Annotated in this window: 22 protein-coding genes and 1 tRNA gene; 13 read left to right on the top strand and 10 right to left on the bottom strand. The window is 58.9% G+C overall.

The window, feature by feature from the left end; all coding sequences use genetic code 11:
- Positions 1-105: 105 nt before the first annotated feature.
- The 9 genes from ACM6IQ_RS19570 (at position 106) to ACM6IQ_RS19530 (ending at position 6,163) form a co-directional block, all read left to right on the top strand.
- A complete protein-coding gene (locus tag ACM6IQ_RS19570) occupies positions 106-1,593 on the top strand; it encodes a diguanylate cyclase (RefSeq protein WP_414879585.1) in 1,488 nt (495 codons plus the stop codon).
- 6 nt (positions 1,594-1,599) lie between these two features.
- Positions 1,600-1,794, top strand: a complete 195-nt coding sequence (locus ACM6IQ_RS19565) for a cysteine-rich CWC family protein (protein WP_017336944.1) — start codon at positions 1,600-1,602, stop codon at positions 1,792-1,794.
- A 57-nt stretch (positions 1,795-1,851) separates the two neighbouring features.
- The gene (locus ACM6IQ_RS19560; protein ID WP_414879584.1) at positions 1,852-2,544 is read left to right on the top strand and encodes a pseudouridine synthase; all 693 of its coding nucleotides are present in this window, start codon (positions 1,852-1,854) and stop codon (positions 2,542-2,544) included.
- 314 nt (positions 2,545-2,858) lie between these two features.
- The gene (locus tag ACM6IQ_RS19555) at positions 2,859-3,743 is read left to right on the top strand and encodes an alpha/beta fold hydrolase (protein WP_017336942.1); all 885 of its coding nucleotides are present in this window, start codon (positions 2,859-2,861) and stop codon (positions 3,741-3,743) included.
- 181 nt (positions 3,744-3,924) lie between these two features.
- Positions 3,925-3,998, top strand: a tRNA-Gly gene (locus ACM6IQ_RS19550).
- A gap of 306 nt (positions 3,999-4,304) precedes the next feature.
- Positions 4,305-4,484, top strand: coding sequence for a type II toxin-antitoxin system HicA family toxin (locus tag ACM6IQ_RS19545; protein WP_017336896.1), 180 nt, complete (start codon positions 4,305-4,307; stop codon positions 4,482-4,484).
- A 36-nt stretch (positions 4,485-4,520) separates the two neighbouring features.
- Positions 4,521-4,928: a type II toxin-antitoxin system HicB family antitoxin gene (locus tag ACM6IQ_RS19540; RefSeq protein ID WP_031318476.1), complete on the top strand. Its 408-nt coding sequence runs from the start codon at positions 4,521-4,523 to the stop codon at positions 4,926-4,928.
- 186 nt (positions 4,929-5,114) lie between these two features.
- Entirely contained in the window at positions 5,115-5,423 is a 309-nt protein-coding gene (locus tag ACM6IQ_RS19535; protein WP_017336894.1) for a hypothetical protein, read from the top strand.
- 470 nt (positions 5,424-5,893) lie between these two features.
- On the top strand, positions 5,894-6,163 hold the full coding sequence (locus ACM6IQ_RS19530; RefSeq protein ID WP_017336893.1) for a hypothetical protein: 270 nt from the start codon (positions 5,894-5,896) through the stop codon (positions 6,161-6,163).
- 425 nt (positions 6,164-6,588) lie between these two features.
- Here ACM6IQ_RS19530 and tam read toward each other — a convergent pair whose 3' ends face one another.
- Positions 6,589-7,359, bottom strand: a complete 771-nt coding sequence (gene tam / locus ACM6IQ_RS19525) for a trans-aconitate 2-methyltransferase (RefSeq protein WP_414879583.1) — start codon at positions 7,357-7,359, stop codon at positions 6,589-6,591.
- Between the two features lie 393 nt (positions 7,360-7,752).
- On the opposite strand from tam, the gene ACM6IQ_RS19520 reads away from it, so the two are divergent.
- From ACM6IQ_RS19520 to ACM6IQ_RS19510, 3 genes are all read left to right on the top strand, one after another.
- Complete coding sequence (locus ACM6IQ_RS19520) at positions 7,753-8,256, top strand: inclusion body family protein (protein ID WP_017336890.1); 504 nt, start codon at positions 7,753-7,755, stop codon at positions 8,254-8,256.
- A 126-nt stretch (positions 8,257-8,382) separates the two neighbouring features.
- On the top strand, positions 8,383-8,922 hold the full coding sequence (locus ACM6IQ_RS19515; RefSeq protein WP_414879642.1) for an AidA/PixA family protein: 540 nt from the start codon (positions 8,383-8,385) through the stop codon (positions 8,920-8,922).
- A gap of 105 nt (positions 8,923-9,027) precedes the next feature.
- Complete coding sequence (locus tag ACM6IQ_RS19510; protein ID WP_414879582.1) at positions 9,028-9,438, top strand: low affinity iron permease family protein; 411 nt, start codon at positions 9,028-9,030, stop codon at positions 9,436-9,438.
- Between the two features lie 103 nt (positions 9,439-9,541).
- Here ACM6IQ_RS19510 and ACM6IQ_RS19505 read toward each other — a convergent pair whose 3' ends face one another.
- The 6 genes from ACM6IQ_RS19505 to ACM6IQ_RS19480 form a co-directional block, all read right to left on the bottom strand.
- Positions 9,542-10,045, bottom strand: a complete 504-nt coding sequence (locus ACM6IQ_RS19505; protein ID WP_414879581.1) for a DUF4142 domain-containing protein — start codon at positions 10,043-10,045, stop codon at positions 9,542-9,544.
- A gap of 73 nt (positions 10,046-10,118) precedes the next feature.
- Positions 10,119-10,277, bottom strand: a complete 159-nt coding sequence (locus tag ACM6IQ_RS19500; RefSeq protein WP_080995118.1) for a KGG domain-containing protein — start codon at positions 10,275-10,277, stop codon at positions 10,119-10,121.
- A 116-nt stretch (positions 10,278-10,393) separates the two neighbouring features.
- Positions 10,394-11,743, bottom strand: a complete 1,350-nt coding sequence (locus tag ACM6IQ_RS19495; RefSeq protein ID WP_414879580.1) for a diguanylate cyclase domain-containing protein — start codon at positions 11,741-11,743, stop codon at positions 10,394-10,396.
- An 87-nt stretch (positions 11,744-11,830) separates the two neighbouring features.
- Positions 11,831-12,469: a LysE family translocator gene (locus tag ACM6IQ_RS19490; RefSeq protein WP_414879579.1), complete on the bottom strand. Its 639-nt coding sequence runs from the start codon at positions 12,467-12,469 to the stop codon at positions 11,831-11,833.
- Positions 12,470-12,487: 18 nt separating this feature from the next.
- A complete protein-coding gene (fos, locus tag ACM6IQ_RS19485) occupies positions 12,488-12,952 on the bottom strand; it encodes a fosfomycin resistance glutathione transferase (protein WP_414879578.1) in 465 nt (154 codons plus the stop codon).
- A gap of 47 nt (positions 12,953-12,999) precedes the next feature.
- Positions 13,000-13,905 carry a LysR family transcriptional regulator gene (locus ACM6IQ_RS19480; protein WP_414879577.1) on the bottom strand — a complete coding sequence of 302 codons (906 nt, stop codon included), beginning with the start codon at positions 13,903-13,905 and terminating at the stop codon, positions 13,000-13,002.
- A 77-nt stretch (positions 13,906-13,982) separates the two neighbouring features.
- Here ACM6IQ_RS19480 and ACM6IQ_RS19475 point away from each other — a divergent pair, with 77 nt between their 5' ends.
- Positions 13,983-14,471, top strand: a complete 489-nt coding sequence (locus ACM6IQ_RS19475; RefSeq protein WP_414879576.1) for a DMT family transporter — start codon at positions 13,983-13,985, stop codon at positions 14,469-14,471.
- 78 nt (positions 14,472-14,549) lie between these two features.
- Here the strand turns inward: ACM6IQ_RS19475 and ACM6IQ_RS19470 are convergent, their stop codons facing one another.
- From ACM6IQ_RS19470 to ACM6IQ_RS19460, 3 genes are all read right to left on the bottom strand, one after another.
- Positions 14,550-15,881, bottom strand: coding sequence for an MFS transporter (locus ACM6IQ_RS19470; RefSeq protein ID WP_414879575.1), 1,332 nt, complete (start codon positions 15,879-15,881; stop codon positions 14,550-14,552).
- Positions 15,882-15,970: 89 nt separating this feature from the next.
- On the bottom strand, positions 15,971-16,897 hold the full coding sequence (locus ACM6IQ_RS19465) for a hydroxymethylglutaryl-CoA lyase (protein WP_017336880.1): 927 nt from the start codon (positions 16,895-16,897) through the stop codon (positions 15,971-15,973).
- Positions 16,894-18,087 carry a CaiB/BaiF CoA transferase family protein gene (locus tag ACM6IQ_RS19460; RefSeq protein WP_414879574.1) on the bottom strand — a complete coding sequence of 398 codons (1,194 nt, stop codon included), beginning with the start codon at positions 18,085-18,087 and terminating at the stop codon, positions 16,894-16,896. The genes ACM6IQ_RS19465 and ACM6IQ_RS19460 overlap by 4 nt, the downstream gene beginning before the upstream one ends.
- Between the last annotated feature and the right edge of the window lie 202 nt (positions 18,088-18,289).

The following is an 18,289-nucleotide window of genomic DNA, read 5'->3' as shown; positions in this document are numbered from 1 at the left end:
CGCTATCGCACCTGATCCCGACCGATTCACCCCACAAATCCCGCAGTTATTTCCCCGCAGTCCCACTAGAATGCTCCCCAACGGGTCACTGCCAACGGAATCGTCATGCCGCTTCACTCGCCGCTGTATTCGCAACGTTCGCTGGTCCTCACGCTGATCGCGCTGCTGGGCGCGGGGTTTCTCGCCACGTCATTCCTGAGCTACTACGCCTCGCGCGCCTCGATCCGCGACAACATCGTCAACACCGAGCTGCCGCTGACGTCGGACACGGTCTATTCGGAAATCCAGAAAGACCTCGTCAGACCGATCCTGATTTCCTCGATGATGTCCCGCGATACCTTCATGCGCGACTGGGTGGTCAACGGCGAAAACGACCCCGACCAGATGACCCGCTACCTCAACGAGGTCATGACCCACTACGGCGCCTACACCGCATTTTTCGTCTCCAACGGCACGCTCACCTACTACCACGCCAAAGGCGTGCTCAAGCAGGTCAAGGCCAATGAACCGCGCGACGCCTGGTATTTCCGCGTGCGTGACATGGCCGACCCCTACGAGATCAACGTCGACCCGGATCTTGCCAACAAGGACAACCTGACCTTCTTCATCAACTACAAGGTCTACGACTACAACGACCGTTTCATCGGTGCGGCGGGCGTCGGCCTGACGGTGGATGCGGTGATCAAGCTGATCGACAAGTATCAACAGCGCTATCAACGCAGTGTGTATTTCGTCGACAGCTTCGGTCGACTGGTGCTCACCGGCGCCGAGGGTGGCCCCCAGGGTGCGCATATCGGGCAAAAACTCAGCGAACTCGAGAGCATGACGGGCCTGGTTAGCCAGTTGCCCAAACCCCACAGCGGCAGCTACGAATATTCCGTCCAGGGCCAGGGACATTTCCTCAACGTGCGGTTCATTCCGGAGCTGAACTGGTACCTGTTCGTCGACAAGCGCGAAGACGGCGCCCTGAGTGAAATCCGTCAGTCGCTGTACCTCAATCTGCTGATCTGCCTGCTCGTCACGCTGATCGTGCTGATGCTGCTCAACCGGGTGATCAAACGCTATCAGGGCAAGATCCAGGCGCAGGCGACGCTCGACAGCCTCACCGAACTGCCGAACCGTCGCGGCTTCGACCTGCTGGCCGCGCAAGCCATGCACGAAGCCCAACGCGAACCGAAACCGCTGACCGCGTTGCTGCTGGACCTGGACCACTTCAAGGCCTTGAACGACACCTACGGTCACCTCGCCGGCGATCAAGTGCTGATCGGCTTCGCACGGGACCTGGAGAGTTGCCTGCGCCATTCCGACATCGTTTGTCGCTGGGGCGGTGAAGAGTTCATTGTGTTGCTCAAGGACACGGACGGTGAAACCGGTCTGAAGATCGCCGAGAAAATTCGCCAACATGTCGAGGAACAGCGTTATGCCTACAACGATCAGGCCTTGCACCTGACGGTGAGCATCGGCTTGACCACTTTGCAACCGGATGACACCTTGCACACCCTGCTCTCTCGGGCCGATCATGCGATGTATCGGGCCAAGCAATCCGGCCGTAACCGTACCTGCGCGGAAATGCCTCACACCAGTTATGCATAGTCCTACATGAACAAGCCTGAAATCTGCCCCGCTTGCGGCGCCTCCAATGCCTGCACCCTGGCCGACCCGCGAACCGCCGATCGGCCCTGCTGGTGCTACAGCGTCAGCATCGACCCGGCGGTACTCGAAGCGCTGCCCGCCGAGCTGCGCGACCAATCCTGCCTGTGCCCACGCTGCGCGCAGGTCGAGTCGCAGTTGTAAGCAGCGGCCCGGCGGATCGCGTAAGATGCGCGGCCCTTTTCCTGCCGATCTCAATTCATGCGCGTTGACCGCTTCCTCAGCAACCTGCCCCGCTTCAACCGTCAGCAGGTTCGCCTGTTGCTGGTGGAAAAGCGCGTGCGGGTTGACGGAAAAGTCGTCAGCGACCCGCATGCCGAAGTGCTGGAGTTCAGCCGTGTCGAGGTCGATGAGGAAGTCCTGCAAGTCGGCAAACCCGCCCGCTACTTCATGCTGCACAAACCGCCCGGATGCGTCAGCGCCACCCGCGACCCGGAACACCCGACCGTCCTCGATCTGATCCACGAACCGGACAAGCAAGACCTGCACATCGCCGGCCGCCTCGACTTCAACACCACCGGTCTGATGCTGATCACCAACGACGGCAGCTGGTCGCGACGCCTGACTCAACCGCAGACCAAACTGCCCAAGGTCTATTACGTCGAGACCGAACAGGAGATCGGCCCGGAATACGCACTGAAATTCACAGAAGGCCTGTACTTCGCTTTTGAAGACCTCACTACCCAACCGGCCGAGCTGATCGTGCTCGGGCCGACATCGGCACGACTGAGCATCGTCGAAGGCCGTTATCACCAGGTGAAGCGGATGTTCGGCCACTTCGCCAACAAAGTGCTGCGCCTGCACCGCGAACGCATGGGCCCGCTGGTGCTCGATAACGCGCTAAAACCGGGCGAGTACCGCGCGTTGCGCACCGAAGAGATCCATTTGATCTAAGCAGCCTACCGCTCAGCAGAAGTTGTCGAACAATTTACCAATGGCACTTGCGCGAACCCCTCTCCCCTGCTTGAATCAGGTCGTCAGCCGAAATGTGACTGACGAGTCACAACATACTTCTAAGAAACTTTTTGTCGGTTAGAGAACCCTCAGGTTCCGCCTCAGACCGGCAGACTGCCCGCCAATAACAATACCCGTCGACCGGACTGCAATGGATCGACATGGGCCTCCAAAATTCCAGGCGTATGCCTACCTGTCACAAAGCTCGTGCAATCTCATTTGCGCGCATACCCGCTTGCCAGGAGTCTTATGACATGAGGCCAGAAATCGCTGTGCTGGATATACAGGGTCAGTATCGGGTTTACACGGAGTTCTATCGCGCAGACGCCGCAGAGAAGACCATTATCTTGGTCAACGGCTCGATGGCCACGACTGCGTCGTTTGCACAAACCGTGAAAAACCTGCACCCGCAGTTCAATGTGGTCTGCTACGACCAGCCCTACGCGGGCAAGTCAAAAGCCCACAACCTGCATGAGAAATTGCTGACCAAGGAAGTCGAAGGGCAGATCCTCCTGGAGCTGATCGACCACTTCGCCGCCGAACACGTGCTGTCGTTTTCCTGGGGTGGCGCCGCGACCCTGGTTGCCCTCGCCCAACGGCCACGGCGCATCGAAAAAGCCGTGATCAGCTCGTTCTCCCCGGAGATCAACGCGCACATGCTCGACTACCTCGAGCGCGGTGTGGACTACCTCGGCAGCCGTGACGGCGACCGGGTCGGCAACCTGGTGAACAGCACCATCGGCAAACACCTGCCGACCCTGTTCAAGCGCTTCAACTATCGGCACGTCAGCAGCCTGGCCGATCATGAATACGGGCAGATGCACTTCCACATCAGCGACCTGCTGCACAGCGACCGCCAATGCTTCTTCAAAGCCGCTGAGCAAATCAACGTGCCAGTGCTGTTCATGAACGGCGAATGGGACGAATACACCGCCGCCGATGGTGCCCGGTTGTTCGCCGACCACGTGAAACAAGCCACCTTCACGACGCTGGATGCGACGGGCCACTTTCTCGACATGGAACACAAAGCCGCCTGCCGAGACAGTCGCAACGCATTGCTGGGTTTCCTGAAACCTGAGCAACAGGCAAGCCGACCGCGTTACCACTACGTCCAGGACCACCATGCATTCGCAATCTGAAACAGCGTCATCGCGAGCAAGCTTCGCCCTATAGCGTTAAACGCATTCCTGTAGGCGCGAGGCTTGCCCGCGAACGACCGTCACCCGGTCCGATGTCTTGATTCACCTGCGCTAAAGCCATTCCGCGCAAAGAAAAACTTCATTTCCACGCGCACATCTGGTACAAAGTCAGCCGCTCTGAGCGGGTGTCGTATAATGGCATTACTCCAGCTTCCCAAGCTGATAACGAGGGTTCGATTCCCTTCACCCGCTCCAATCGAATTTTTGGTCTCGCGTTAAGATGGTTTTGACGGGGATGTAGAAAGAAAAAAACCGGCCCATGTGGCCGGTTTTTTTATACCCGTCGATTGAGCTGCAGGAGCGCTTCAAGGGGTGCGGCAAAAACCTGCAATACAGAAAACGCCTCATTTGCGGCCATCTCCGAACTCTATCCTCACGCCCTCCTAGACTCGTTTTTCACACCACCTTTCCATCGTGACCGAGAAGGCTCAGTGGTTATAGTGTTGATCATATAAATTCAGTGGGTATAGTAACCACCTAAGCACACCACACGGAGGTGATGTGAATAGCCGATTTTTGATAAGCCAAATTGTTGCGGATGGCTGGTATCTGGTGCGTATCAAGGGCAGTCATCATCACTTCAAGCACCCGACCAAACCGGGGCTGGTGACAGTTCCTCATCCGAAAAAGGACCTGCTCAAAAAAACCGCCTTGAGTATTTTGCAACAGGCGCTGCTCTGACGAATTCAAAGCGCAGCGCCTCAGAGGACAGTGAAGATGCTTTACCCGATTGCGATTTCAATGGGCGATAACGAACACGCTTGGGGCGTGGAGGTACCGGATATTCCAGGGTGTTTCTCCGCAGGTGAGGATCTGGATGATGCGATGGCCATGGCTCGTGAAGCCATTGAGGGCCATTTCGAAATTCTTGCCGAAGACGGTTCACCGATTCCACCTGCGAATAAAGTGACCCTGCATGCGGCGAATCCGCAGTACGCCGGTTGTACATGGGCGGTGGTGGACATCGATGTTACCAAGTACCTGGGCAAAGCCCAGAAGCTGAACATCACCCTGCCGGGGTACCTGCTCAACCGCATTGACGAATACGTATTGCATCACCCGGAAGAGAAAAGCCGTTCAGGTTTTCTGGCATCGGCAGCACTGAAGGTGTTGCAGCAGAGCTGATGCCCTTGTTTCCAAACAGCAAAAACCGGCCCCAACGGCCGGTTTTTTTATGGTTCGGATTCGGTGACACGCCGCATTCATTGCTCGGCTCCGCCTGCCGTTAAATCCTGCCGCTCGTCAGCTGTCCGGCACACTCCCTCGAACCTGCCTTCCAATGAGTACATCCCTCGGACGGAAGGCTTAAGCATGAACACCAAAATCGCTGCTCTGACGCTTGCGGGCCTACTGTCTTCCTGCTCGTTTTATGCGCTAGCGGCTGAGAAGACGACAGGAACTGCCGTTCCTCCTGCCGCTCTTCCCGGTCTTAATCAGGGGCAAAGCGCTGAATCAAACGAGGAGAAGGCCAGCAAAAAGGGCGAGGAGTCTTCGGGTGCAAATTCCGGAGCCGATTCGAAAACGCTGGAGAAAGACTCAGGTTCTTCGCACAAAGCGGAGGAGTACCAGAAAAAACAACGTGAAAGCCATCCTGGTGGCGTGAAGCAACCGGCCTCGTGAGCATCATTAGCCGTTTCAACACGGAAATTAACGTTTTTCCATGAAGTCGGCGTTTTGTTAGCGTTTTCGCTGGCGAATTAAAGGGTTGCCGCCACTGACGCCGCAGAGCCAATGCCCATTCTCCGGGGGTTTAAACGAGGCCGTATGCGGAAAAGGCAAGGTCCTACACTACTCTGGGAATTGTCCGTAGACTTGCGCATTGCTGTGCCTTTGTCATGAGACCTATAGTCCGAGCGCGCCCAAATGGCGTATTGGGTTTGGCGACTCGATGACTGGTACAGAAGCCTCCGAGAATTTCTCGGAGTGCTTTTGAACGCACTTGGCTGCCTCTTTTTTTGGTGGCTGTGCGTGGGAGACCCCACGGTCTGCCGGTTTTACCATGTCCCGGTTCGCCAACCCACGTACAGCTACCACCCTATTGTTTGGCGACGATTGAGTGGTAGGTCTTCCCTCCGATATGGTGATCACTCATGAATGACTACATGGCTTTAACCAGCAACGCCGACGACCTTCCCACCTTCTACGTCAACACCACCCAACCGCTGCATTCCCTTCTCAGCTCCGCCCGTTACAGAATCGGCGCGGTGACACAGGTCCTGGAAAACCTCGCGATGCGCGGCGAAATCAATTCGGATTCGGTGATTCTCAGCGACTTCGCAATGCTCTGCAGCATCCCCTTGCGCGATGGCTGCGATGTACTGGATGTCATTGCACGACGTATGGATGCGGAACCGTCCTGACACCAAAAGGGGCGTCTTTTTGACGCCCCTTTTGATTTGTAGATCAACTGCTGCGCCGTGAATTTCTTTAACAATAATGTGGCGAGGGAGCTTGCTCCCGCTGGGTCGCGAAGCGGCCCCAAAACAAGGACTGCTGCGCAGTCCAACGGGAGCAAGCTCCCTCGCCACAGGTTTTTTTGGCGCCCCACGTATAGTTTCCGTATAGATCCCCGCCCCCCAGTAAAGAAGCCGTAGCCCAGCATCAACCCCAACCAAAAAACCCCTACCCTGCCCTCTCACCTTTCACGCAGAGATCAGCATGGACAATTCAGAGTTGGGGATCATGATCATTTCAATGATTGGGTTGTTCGGCTTTGCGTCGTTTCTATTCGATTACCTGAGTGCCAAACGAAGGGACAGATAACGTTATCTGTCCCTTTCTGGCATCAGCGGGTCGCGACGATGAACAATCGCGGGAACGGCAGCAGCACCGAACCATCACTCAGGGCCGGATACGCCTGCTCGATCGCGGCGTGATATTGCTTGAGGTATTGCGCCTTTTCCGCATCATCCAGCGGTTCGAGAAACGGCCGCAAACCACTGCCCTTGAACCACTCGACCACGCCGGACGCCCCGCCCGCCAGCGGATGATGGTAGGTGGTGCGCCATACATCGACGCGCGCGCAGTGCGGTCGCAGCATCGAGTAGTAATCGCTGGCACTGGCCATTTCCGTGCGTTGCCCGGCGGCGTCTACCAACTTGCTGGCCCACGGGCCATCGGCGGCCACTTCGCGCATCAGGCGATGGGACGCTTCGTTGAGGTTGTCGGGCATCTGAATGGCCAGGCTGCCGCCCTGGGTCAGTCGGGCGGCCAGCGAAGGCAGCAACGTCGCGTGATCGGGCAGCCACTGCAGCACCGCGTTGGCGAAGATCACGTCGAACGGGCCGCTCTCATTCCAGGTGCCAATATCCACGGTATCGAACTGCAATTGCGGCAAACGCTTGCGGGCGGCTTCGATCATGTCGGTCGAACTGTCAACGCCTCGCACTGTGGCGTTCGTGAAGCGCTCCACCAGCAATTCGGTCGAGTTGCCGGGGCCGCAACCGATGTCGATGGCCGAGCGTGCGTCCACAGGCGGGATCGCCGCAAGCAGGTCGCGTGCAGGGCGGGTGCGTTCATCTTCAAAAGCGACGTATTGCTTGGCGGACCAACTCATTGCGTTCTCCTGTCGAATCGTTGTCCGGACCTGGGCCGACAACCGGTTCGCTACGATACATCGCCCCGTGTGCCAGCCCAATCCGACTTATGAATGCTCGAAGGATATGAAGGCAGTTTCTTATCGCCAAATCATCGAAAGCCATAACCAAAGTCGACCGTTCGTCGAGCTACCAGCCAAGCAATTTTGACAGCCTGAATTTCACTTCTATAGTCCAATCGCGGCCCATCGGAAGGAACCCGAACCCGTCAGTTTGTACTCAAGGAGCAAGGCCAGCTCATGCCCGTGACAGGTGGGTTCCGCCCGTAGTGTTTGCGCAACGACCGCAAGGCAAGCAAGCGTTGTTGTGCCTGGAAAGATGCCAGGCATTCACTATGAACAAGGAGCTTTACAATGTCTCGAGTCACGGACGTGCTGGTTTCCATCGACACCGAAACCATTCTGAAAAACTACCCGAACATCAGCAAAAACCCGGCTTCGCCGACGCTGATCGACGTCAATCACGTGTACATGGTGACCAACCAGAACAACGTGGTGAGCGGCCAGGCCGGTGGCGAACTCAACTTGAAAGCACAGGTGGGCGACCTGATTCGCTGGCGTGAAACCAGCCTGTCGCAGAGTTTCGAAACCGCCGTGATTTTCTACAAGTTCATCGGCAATGTCGGCAACGACTTGATCTCCACACCCACGCCGCGCAAGGCTACCGCTTGCGTGGCCGTGCCCAACACCAGCAATCCGTCGGTGCCCAGCTGCCAGAAAGTCGATAACCATTACTGGTCTTCGGAAACCCTGTCCTGCGGCAGCGTGACGTATCACTTCCACTTCCTGATCGTGGACCGCGATTGCAAGATCGTCGGCTGTTGCTCGTGGGACCCGTTCATTACTATCCGTAACTGATGCGCGTCCGGCCCCTTGGCAACGAGGGGCTTTGCCGACTTACGTTGCCGCCTCGACAGGAACGGGATGCCTTGCATGCACCGAAGCGGCTGCCGTCATGTGTCACCATCATGAAAGGAATCCATGATGACTTCCGAACCGATCAAATCGCCTTCATCCAGCGTCGCGACCGCCAACAATGTGTTGCTGGTTGTCGATGCCGAATCACTGCTTTTACGTTATCCGCAGCCCAGTCTGGAGGCGGACAATCCAACGTCCATTTCTGACGGATTTGTTTTCGCCATCAACGGATCGCCAAAGCCACAAAGTACTATAAATGACAGCTCAATTACCTTGATCACCGACAAATCCGCGACCTTCCATATCCGTGGCAGAACCGTCAGCCTGCTCGCCGAGCACAGCGTGGTGTTTTACGACATGTCCGTTGGCGATGCCGGCGTCCTTTCTGCGCCTGAACTGGTGGTGCAAGGCGACCTGGCAGTGCCTGCACCCGATCCTGAAAATCCGTCTGAACCGAGTACTCACCGGGCCGATGACCATTACTGGAGGTGCAGAAAACTCGCCGCCGGTGTTGGGGCGTGTGAGCTGAGATTCATGCTGATTGATAAAAACTGTGAAGCGCTGGGTTACTTCAGTTGGGTAGTTGAAATGAAGCTGACGGAGTAGCCCTTTACGCACCGTGCGTCGCCTGCCGAATATGAAGATGTAAGTAGAATTTTCAACACGCCGTCGCTGTCTGACATTCAGGCGCATCCAATAAGGAACACGGCAATGAAATTCGCAAAAATCTCGCAGAAACTCGCCTTGTGGGCCGGCAGTCCCAAGACGTTCATGGGGGCGTTGATTCTCATCGGTCTGTGGGGGTTGAGCGGGCCGATTTTTGATTACAACGACACCTGGCAACTGATCATCAACACCTCGACCACGATCATCACGTTCCTGATGGTGTTCCTGATCCAGAACACGCAGAACCGCGACACTGACATTTTGCATTTGAAAATCGATGAGTTGCTGCGGGTGAACAAAGAGGCGAAAAACGCGATGCTCGGGCTCGAGGCGCTGGATCTCAAGCAACTGGAGGCCCTGCGTAAACACTACCGTGCCATGGGCGAAAATGAGGTGCATGACCTGGCGGGGTTAGCGACCAAGGACAAGCACAAACAGAATTTGAACGATTGCTGAGTGCGGGAGCGGCGTGTCTGATACCCCACGGCGATTGGATCGTTGGAACGCCGCCCGCAGCAAGCCGGCTCCTGCAGCAGGAGCCGGTTACCAAACATGTGCGTCAGCGACTGGCCTGTAGCGCTTTGGCCATCTGCAAATGATTCTGCAACTTCGGCAGGGTTTCTTCAGCAAAGGCTTTGATTTCCGGCACGTCGGTCGTCTGCGCAGTCTGCTGAAGCTGCTCGATAGCCTCCTGCGTTGTCTTCACCTGACTGGCGGCGTACGCCTGATCAAACGATGCGCCGTCCTGCACCTCCGGCATCAAGGCTTTGGCCTTGTCGACGACCTCTTCCCGTGGGGCCACCGGCAGATCCAGTTGCTTGGCGATTTTCGCCAGGTGCTGGTTGGCGGTAGTGCGGTCGTTGATGACGACGATGGTGTAATCCTTGACCTCTTTGGACTCGGACTTCTGGTGCGCCAGGCGACTGGCCTCGATATCGGCCATGCCTTTGGCCGAGGCATCGTTGATGAATTCGGCGGGGGACTGGGCAAAGGCAGTGCTGGCGCACAGGCCCAGTAACGTGGCGATACTGGCATTGCGTAATCGGGTGGCCATCCGGCTCATGGTCGCGCCCTCCTCTCTATAAATTCAAACGGGAGCTTTCGCTCCCGCCTCTCAATCAAAACCACCTTCACCACTACTTGGATTTCTGGCCACCTTTGCGGCCCATATCGGGTTTCGCAGGCTCTTTATCGACAGTCGTGGTGGTGGTCTTCCCTCCTTTGCGACCGGCTTCAGACGCCTTCGTTCGATCGTTGGCGAAATTTCCCGAGTTCGAGTTTCTTGAGTTAGGCATGATTCTCTACCTCTTGGTAATGATCGCGGCGAGCAGGAGCCCGCATAGAATCTGAATTTCGATCACTGCAAAGGTTTAGAAAAACTGGGATCGATGCGACGAACGGTGACTGATTCTCAAGCCCTGTACTTCAGGTGATTCTGGCGTTTGGCGCTGTACATGGCCTCGTCGGCATGGCGGAACAATTGCTTTTCTTCCGAACCGTGTTCGGGGTAATGCGCAACGCCGATGCTCGGCTGGATGTTCAGGCTGTGGCCATCCAGCCGCAGCGGCTGAGCCAGGATCTGACGGATTTTTCCGGCAACGCCGTCAGCGTCTTCCGCAGCCTGAATGCTGTGCAACAACACCACAAACTCATCACCGCCGATGCGCGCCACGGTGTCGGTTTCCCGCACGCATCCTTTCAGACGATTGGCGACCGCTTGCAGCAGCATGTCGCCGACGGCATGGCCGTGGGTGTCGTTGACTTCCTTGAAGCGGTCGAGATCGACGTACAGCAGCGCCATGCGCCCGCACTCCAACTTGGCCAGTGTCAGCGAGGCTTTCAGCCGGTCACGGAGCAACTCGCGATTGGGCAGTTGGGTCAGTTGATCGTACTGGGCCATGCGCTGCAGCCGGGCATGCAATTGCTTGCGCTCGATGGCAGTCGCGACCTGGGCGCACACAAACTGCAACAGTTCCTTGTCTTGCTCGGTGTAGCGCTCGCCGCCCGCCACGCTTTTTACGATCAGCGCGCCGATGGTGCCGTTCTGCGAGTTCAACGGCACGCCCAGCCAGCAGGGCGAGTGCTGGCCGGCGACCAGTAGCTCGAATCCTGCCGGGGCGTCGTCCTGGTCCGGGGTCAGCAGAATCGGCTGGCCGCTGCGGATCACCTCGGCACACAGCCGTCCGGTGACGGTTCCGGGCTGCTCGGGTTGCTGTTCATTGTCATCGACGTGGTAAGGGAAATTGAGCTGCGCGCAGTGCTCGTCATACAGCGCGACGGAAAAATTCAGCGCCGGCAGCCATTCACCGATGATCAAGTGGATGCGTTTGAACAACGCCAGCAAATCTTCTGCCGCGTGGGCCGCTTCGGAGATCGCATACAACGCCGCTTGCCGGGATTCGGCCTGCTTGCGCTCGGTGATGTCGCGGGCCACGGCGATGCGCAGTTGATCGACTTCCGACCAGCGCGCAGACCACAGGATGTGTACCACGCGGCCATCTTTGCGCAAGTAGCGGTTTTCGAAGTTGAGTTTGGGGTCACCGCCCATGATTTCCCGCGCAGCGTCGAGGGTGCGCTGGCGATCGGCGGGATGCACCATATCGATCATTGGCAGGCCGACCAGCTCTTCAGGCGTGTAACCGAAAATGCGTTCGCAGGCTGCGCTGACAAAAACAAAGCGACCTTGTTTATCAACCGCGCAAACGGCGTCCAGCAGTAGATCGATGTAACTCGCCAGCGGCGCGGAATTCCTGGATGCCATGGTGCAGAGAGCATGTCCGAACAATGCAACAAAAAAGAACCATCCCTGACCCGTGATGTAGCCGCTGACGCGTCCCTGCGATCAGTTTCAAGCCTTGTTCGGCATCAGCCCCGGCAAGGCATGCGCCAGGGCGTTGATGGCAAAACCGATAAACATCACCCCGCACAGGCGGGTGATCGCCAGTTCATGGCGTTGATACAGGCTGCGCACCTGCCGCGCACCAACGATGCCAATGAGGATAGCGTAGGCGATCAGACCACCGACGAAGCTCAGAACGATCAGCCAGGGCAGCATCGACCAATGCAGCAACTCCGCACGGCTGGACAGTAACGCCGTAAAGGTCGCCACCGCCACCGGATACGCCTTCGGATTGGTCAGACCGAACAGAATGCCGTGCCAGAACGGTTGCCGCGCCGGGCCCTGCGGCGTTTCGGCGCCGCTGCGTTTGGCCCGTACCGCGCGTAAACCGAGCCAGAACAGATACAACCCGCTGAGCACACCCAGCACGTCAAACGCCGTACTGCCGATTTCCCGTGCCCCGACTATCGCGATCAGCGCAGTGCTGCACCAGACCACGTCCCCGAGCAAATGCCCGCACAAAAAACCCGCCCCTGCCCGCCGCCCACGCGCCGCGCCGATGCCGAACACCGCCAACACCCCCGGCCCCGGTGTGATTCCGTAAATGAAGCCCGAGGCGAGAACGGCCATTAGCAGCGATGGGGTCATCGGGGAAATCCTGTTGAACTATTTGGTGAATGGCCGCAAGTCTATATCAGGTCCTTGCGAATCGACTGACTGATCGTCAAAGAACTTCATTCCCGCATAGGGACGCTGCCGGCAAGCTGCCAGTCGTGAGGCCAGATCGCCGACATGGGCTTCAAGCTTGTGACCCTCCGGGTCGAGGAAGTAGAACGACGCGCCTTCGCTGCGGTTGGCGCGCCATTCCCGGACATTGGCCGCTCGCAGGCGCTCGACGAAGGGCGGGAAGTCGGGTGTGCTGATGTTGAAGGCGTAGTGGGTGTAATCGGCGGCGGGCCCGGCGTTGCGCAGGGGGTCGAGGGAAAGGCATAGCCAAAGGCCGGGCAGCGAGAGGTAGGCGCCGCTATCCCAAGTGGCTTCGAGCTGAAGTTGCAGGAGGTCGTGATAGAACGCCACGCTGCGGTTCAGGTCGGTGACGGCGAGGGTCAGGTGGTTGAGGCCAGATAACATTTTTTCAGTAACCCTTGAGTTTTTCAGGCACGACGTAGTTTTTACCGTCATGGTGAGGCAACCTCAATCCGCCCGTTCAACCAGTTCAACGCCTGATCCCCGCCTCGCCGCTTGTGCCACGCCAACACGAACGTAAACGACGGAATAGCAAACGGCGGCGGAACAACGACCAGCGACTGTTCATCAATATTGCGCAAGGCGCGCGATGCAACCGTGAGAATCAGGTCCGTGCCACTGATGAACTCCGGCGCCACGCTCCAGTGCGGCAGGCTGATCGCTACGCGGCGGCGCTCACGTATCGCGGTCAACGCCCGTTCGATCTCCGGAGTGCCGCTGCCGCGCATTTCCAACAAGACATGCGGGCGCGACAGGTAGGTTGGCAAGTCGAGCACGCCATCGGCGGGCAGGCTGTTGCGGTCCACGAGGCAGGCGTAATGTTCTTCGAACAAAGGAGTGCTGCGCAACTCGTTCGGCAGCTCTGGAAAGACGCCCGCCGCCACGTCAATGTCGCCGTTGAGCACTGCGTCGAGCATGCCTTCGCGGCTGGCGTGGCTGATTTGCAGGTCGATGCCCGGTGCTTCCCGGCGTAACGTGCGGATCAGGCCCGGCAGGACGATGGCGGCGCCGTAGTCGGACATCGCCAGGCGAAACGTGCGCTTGGCCGTGGCCGGATCGAAGGCATCGGGCGCCAGCAGCGATTGCACCTGGGCCAGGGCTTCCGCAAGCGGTGCGATCAGTTCGAGGGCGCGTGGGGTGGGTACCAGACCAGCTCCTGCCCTGACCAGCAATGGATCGCCAAGCACATGTCGCAACCGCGCCAGCGCATGACTGACCGCCGGCTGACTGAGGTGCAAACGCTCAGCCGCACGAGTGACATGTTGCTCGCTGAGCAAGGCGTCGAGAATCACCAACAGGTTAAGATCAATACGCCGAAGATCATTCATCCGATGCATGTTCTGGATAGCGATTTGGAATTTAAATCTGCGCGACGAATACTCTAGAGTCCAGCAAAACCTGTTGGAGAATGATCATGAGTACGTTGCATTGGGCCGGTTTGTTGCTGTTGGCAGTGATTGCCGGAGCGGTGGTGCCTTTTCAGAGTGCGATCAACGCCAACCTTACACGTGGGTTGGGTCATCCGCTGTGGGCGACTTTTGCGTCGCTGGTGGTGAGTATTGCGGTGCTGTTGCCGATCATGTTGGCGCTGCGCTTGCCGATGCCGTCACTGGATTTCATCACTCGGGCACCCTTGTGGATGTGGGCCGGCGGTGCGTTGGGGGTGTGTTTTATTTCACTCGCGCTGATGTTGCTGCCCAAGCTGGGAGCGTCGGGGTTTATTGCCTTGGCGCTGGCGGGGCAAGTGGTAGCCTCGTTGGTACTGGATCACTTTGGATGGTTTGGGTTGGTGGAGCGGCAGATGACGGTGCCGCGGGTGTTGGGGGCGGCTTTGTTGATCGGTGGTGTTGCGCTGATTCAGTTCAGTGATTCACCCGCCAAAGCGGTGATTGCGACGTCTTGAAAATCAAAAGATCGCAGCCTTCGGTAGATCCTGCGGGGATGCGTGGTCCCTGTAGGCGCTGCCGAAGGCTGCAATCTTTCAAAACTTGTCGAGCGTGCGCAGTTTCTGCGGCAACCCCCACAGCAGCAGGGCAACAGCGATCAGCGCGCAGACCCCGATGACATACAGCGCCGGTGTGGTGCTGCCGGTCAGGTCCTTGATCCGTCCGACCATGACAGGGCTGACGATGCCGCCGAATTGGCCGAGGGTGTTGATCACCGCGATCCCGCCCGCAGCCCCCGCGCCGGCACCGGCCAGCAGTTTCGGCGGCAGGGTCCAGAAACTCGGAATGGAGGCGATGATCCCGGCGCCGAGCAAGCCCAGTGCGACGATCAGGAAGGTCGTGTGGTTGGCGAAGATACCGGCGCAGAAGAAGCCCAGCGCACCCACTGCCACCAACCCTGCGACAAACTTGCGACGCTCGCCGGTCGAGTCGGACACCCGCCCGATCACCACCATGCTGATTGCCCCGCAGATGTACGGAATCGCCGTCAGCAAACCGATCATCACTGGGCTCTCGGTGCCCGCGCTGCGGATCAGTTGCGGCGCCCAGAAATTCAAGCCGTAGGACGCCACTTGAATGAGGAAGTAGATCAGCCCCAGCGTGAGGAAACCGGGAATCCGCAGCGCCGCGAGCAACGAGCCGCCGCTCTTGTGCGGTTCATGGTGGGCGATGCGGCTGGCCAGCAGGGTTTTCTCCGACGGTGTCAGCCAGTGGGCGTCTTCAATGCGGTCCTTGAGCAGGGTCAGCACCAGCAATCCGAGGCCGATGCAGGGCACGCCGCCGAGCAGAAACAGCCAATGCCAGCCGCGCATGTCGAGGACGCCGTCGAGGTGTTGCAGCACCAGCCCGGAGAACGGTGCGCCGACCAGCCCGGCAAACGCCGATGACAGGAACAGCATCGAGGTGATGCGTCCGCGATAGTGCTGCGGGAACCACAGCGTCAGGTAATACAGCACGCCCGGCGCAAAACCGGCCTCCATCGCACCGATCACGAAGCGCAGCGCGTAAAACTGCCATTCGCTGTTGACGAAGACCATCGCCGCCGTCGCGAGTCCCCAGGACATCATGATCCGCGCGATCCAGCGGCGTGCGCCGACTTTGTACAGCATCATGTTGCTCGGCACTTCGAAGATCACGTAACCGACCACGAACAGCCCGGCGCCGAGGCCGTAAGCGGTGTCGCTCAGGCTCAGGTCAGTCTGCAACTGGAACTTGGCGAAGCTGATGTTGATGCGGTCGAAAAACGCGAACAGGTAGCAGACCATGATCAGCGGCATCAGGCGCCAGGCGACTTTGCTGACCAGGGCTTTTTCTTCGTCGTGGCTAACGGACGGGCTCGCGCCCGCCTCCAGTACATTGAGGCTCATGGTGCTTTCTCCAGGCGGACTGCCCTTGGGTGTCCGATTGTTTTTGTTGTCTGGTTGAGATGTAGCTTCTGTGGGCGTTGTTCGGTGTGTCAGAAAGGGGTTGGGTGCAAGTCGCAATTGCGTCCGGCCTTGGCCAACTGGCCTGGCACTTCGTGCCCCAACAGCGCGGGTAATCCTTGCGACAACCTCAACAACAGCGGCAGGTCGATGCCGGTGTGAATGCCGATTTCATCGCACAGGTTCACCAGGTCTTCGGTGCAGATATTGCCCGAGGCACCCGGTGCAAACGGGCACCCGCCGAGGCCGCCGAGGGCTGCGTCAAAGCGTCGGGCGCCGGCCTCGTAAGCGGCCAGCACGTTGCACAAACCGAGGCCGCGGGTGTTGTGGAAATGCAGGGTCAGGTCCGCTGGCGAAACCCGCTGCAAGACCCGGCGCACCAGTCGGTCGACCTGACGCGGATTGGCCATGCCGGTGGTGTCGGCCAGGGTGATGCCCTGAATGCCGAGTTCCTGATAGGCCTCGACGATTTGCAGTACACGGTCCTCATCGATCCTGCCTTCGAACGGGCAACCGAACGTGGTGGCGATGCTGCCGTTCAGTCGCACCTGAGTGTCACCCACGTAGTGCACGATCTCGCCGAACGCGGCCAATGAGGCTTCGCACCGCATGCGCATGTTCGCCAGGTTGTGGGTCTGGCTGGCGGACATCACCAGGTTCAGCTCATCGGCCCTTGTCGCCAGCGCCCGTTGCGCACCTTTGAGGTTGGGGATCAACGCGACGTAAATCACTCCCGGTTGACGGGTGATGCCCTTGAACACCAGCTCGCCGTCGCGTAGCGCCGGAATGGCCTTGGGCGACACGAACGAGCCGGCTTCGATGCGGCTGAATCCGGCCAGCGACAGCTGATCGATCAGGGCAATCTTGTCGACCGTTTCAACCCACGTCGGCTCGATCTGCAGGCCGTCGCGGGGGGAGACTTCCTGAACGATCAGGGTCTCGGAAAAATCAGTGATCATTGCACCACCCCTTCAGTTTTCAGGCGTTCGATGTCTGCGTCCGTCAGGCCCAACCCCGCGAGAATCCCGTCGGTGTGCTGGCCCAGGCTCGGCCCCGACCAGTTCACGCCACCGGGGGTTTCGGAGAGTTTGGGCACGATGCCCGGCATCGTCACTGTCGCGCCGCCAGGCAGGTCGGCGCTGAGCAGCATGTCCCGCGCCTGATAGTGCGGATCAGCGACGATGTCAGCCACCGAATAGATGCGTCCGGCCGGTACTTCAGCGGCTTCCAGCGCCGACAGGACTTCGTCGATCGGCAGGCTGCTGGTCCAGTGAGTGATGGCAGCATCCAGCACATTGCTCTTGGCTGCGCGACCATCGTTGTGGGCAAACTCCGGCGCGTCGGCCAGATCGCGGCGACCGACGACTTCCATCAAGCGCTTGTAGATCGGATCGCTGTTGCCGGCGATCACCACGTAGGCCCCATCGGCCGTCAGGTAGGTGTTGGACGGCGCGATGCCGGGCAATGCCCCGCCACTGCGCTCACGCACATGACCGAGCATGTCGTATTCCGGCACCAGGCTTTCCATGACGTTGAACACGCTTTCGGCCAGCGACACATCGACCACTTGCCCGCCGCCCTGCCCGGTCTTGACCCGCAGCAGCGACATCAAGGCACCGATCACCGCGTGCAGCGACGCCAGTGAATCGCCAAGGCTGACACCGACCCGCGCCGGTGGTGAACCGGGGGTGCCGGTGGTGTAGCGAATCCCGCCCATGGCCTCGCCGATGGCGCCGAATCCTGGACGGTCGCGGTACGGACCGGTCTGGCCGTAGCCGGAAATGCGCACCAGAGTCAGGTTGGGATTCAAGGCGTGCAACACGTCCCAGCCCAAACCGAGTTTCTCGAGAGCGCCAGGGCGCAGGTTTTCGATCAGCACGTCGGCGCTGGTCGCCAGTTGCTTGACCAGTTCAATGCCTTCGGGGGATTTCAGATTCAGCGCCAGGGACTTCTTGTTGCGCGATTGCAGGTACCACCACAACGAGGTGCCTTCGTGCAGCTTGCGCCATTTGCGCAGGGGATCGCCCTGGCCCATGGCTTCGATCTTGATCACCTCGGCGCCGAACTCGGCGAGCATGCGCGCGGCGAACGGCGCGGCGATCAGCGTGCCGATTTCGATCACCTTGATTGCACTCAGGGGGGCAGTCATCGCGGGGTACCTCTGTTGTTCTTGGAATATGCGCCAAGGCTAGAGGAGCGAGGGGACTGGAATCCAACCTTCTGTTGGCAACGGGCGTTCGTGAAACGCGAACGCTCGGGGAGATTACCGCGACCTCAGGTCGGTCATCGCTGGCAGGCCAGCTCCCACAGTGATCTGCGGCGTTCACCAATCCTCTGTAGGAGCGGGCTTG

This window comes from Pseudomonas sp. IT-P100, from assembly GCF_949767185.1.
In the GTDB taxonomy this organism is placed as follows: Bacteria; Pseudomonadota; Gammaproteobacteria; order Pseudomonadales; family Pseudomonadaceae; genus Aquipseudomonas; species Aquipseudomonas fluorescens_B.
The sequence above is the reverse complement of the archived record's forward strand: the minus strand, read 5'-3'. Positions and strand labels throughout refer to the sequence as shown.

Excerpts from the sequence above, each read along its gene's own strand:
- ACM6IQ_RS19570 (WP_414879585.1), top strand. The coding sequence starts at position 106 with ATGCCGCTTCACTCGCCGCTGTATTCGCAACGTTCGCTGGTCCTCACG.
- ACM6IQ_RS19565 (WP_017336944.1), top strand. The coding sequence starts at position 1,600 with ATGAACAAGCCTGAAATCTGCCCCGCTTGCGGCGCCTCCAATGCCTGC.
- ACM6IQ_RS19560 (WP_414879584.1), top strand. The coding sequence starts at position 1,852 with ATGCGCGTTGACCGCTTCCTCAGCAACCTGCCCCGCTTCAACCGTCAG.
- ACM6IQ_RS19555 (WP_017336942.1), top strand. The coding sequence starts at position 2,859 with ATGAGGCCAGAAATCGCTGTGCTGGATATACAGGGTCAGTATCGGGTT.
- ACM6IQ_RS19540 (WP_031318476.1), top strand. The coding sequence starts at position 4,521 with ATGCTTTACCCGATTGCGATTTCAATGGGCGATAACGAACACGCTTGG.
- ACM6IQ_RS19535 (WP_017336894.1), top strand. The coding sequence starts at position 5,115 with ATGAACACCAAAATCGCTGCTCTGACGCTTGCGGGCCTACTGTCTTCC.
- ACM6IQ_RS19530 (WP_017336893.1), top strand. The coding sequence starts at position 5,894 with ATGAATGACTACATGGCTTTAACCAGCAACGCCGACGACCTTCCCACC.
- tam (WP_414879583.1), bottom strand. The coding sequence starts at position 7,359 with ATGAGTTGGTCCGCCAAGCAATACGTCGCTTTTGAAGATGAACGCACC.
- ACM6IQ_RS19520 (WP_017336890.1), top strand. The coding sequence starts at position 7,753 with ATGTCTCGAGTCACGGACGTGCTGGTTTCCATCGACACCGAAACCATT.
- ACM6IQ_RS19515 (WP_414879642.1), top strand. The coding sequence starts at position 8,383 with ATGACTTCCGAACCGATCAAATCGCCTTCATCCAGCGTCGCGACCGCC.
- ACM6IQ_RS19510 (WP_414879582.1), top strand. The coding sequence starts at position 9,028 with ATGAAATTCGCAAAAATCTCGCAGAAACTCGCCTTGTGGGCCGGCAGT.
- ACM6IQ_RS19505 (WP_414879581.1), bottom strand. The coding sequence starts at position 10,045 with ATGAGCCGGATGGCCACCCGATTACGCAATGCCAGTATCGCCACGTTA.
- ACM6IQ_RS19500 (WP_080995118.1), bottom strand. The coding sequence starts at position 10,277 with ATGCCTAACTCAAGAAACTCGAACTCGGGAAATTTCGCCAACGATCGA.
- ACM6IQ_RS19495 (WP_414879580.1), bottom strand. The coding sequence starts at position 11,743 with ATGGCATCCAGGAATTCCGCGCCGCTGGCGAGTTACATCGATCTACTG.
- ACM6IQ_RS19490 (WP_414879579.1), bottom strand. The coding sequence starts at position 12,469 with ATGACCCCATCGCTGCTAATGGCCGTTCTCGCCTCGGGCTTCATTTAC.
- fos (WP_414879578.1), bottom strand. The coding sequence starts at position 12,952 with ATGTTATCTGGCCTCAACCACCTGACCCTCGCCGTCACCGACCTGAAC.
- ACM6IQ_RS19480 (WP_414879577.1), bottom strand. The coding sequence starts at position 13,905 with ATGCATCGGATGAATGATCTTCGGCGTATTGATCTTAACCTGTTGGTG.
- ACM6IQ_RS19475 (WP_414879576.1), top strand. The coding sequence starts at position 13,983 with ATGAGTACGTTGCATTGGGCCGGTTTGTTGCTGTTGGCAGTGATTGCC.
- ACM6IQ_RS19470 (WP_414879575.1), bottom strand. The coding sequence starts at position 15,881 with ATGAGCCTCAATGTACTGGAGGCGGGCGCGAGCCCGTCCGTTAGCCAC.
- ACM6IQ_RS19465 (WP_017336880.1), bottom strand. The coding sequence starts at position 16,897 with ATGATCACTGATTTTTCCGAGACCCTGATCGTTCAGGAAGTCTCCCCC.
- ACM6IQ_RS19460 (WP_414879574.1), bottom strand. The coding sequence starts at position 18,087 with ATGACTGCCCCCCTGAGTGCAATCAAGGTGATCGAAATCGGCACGCTG.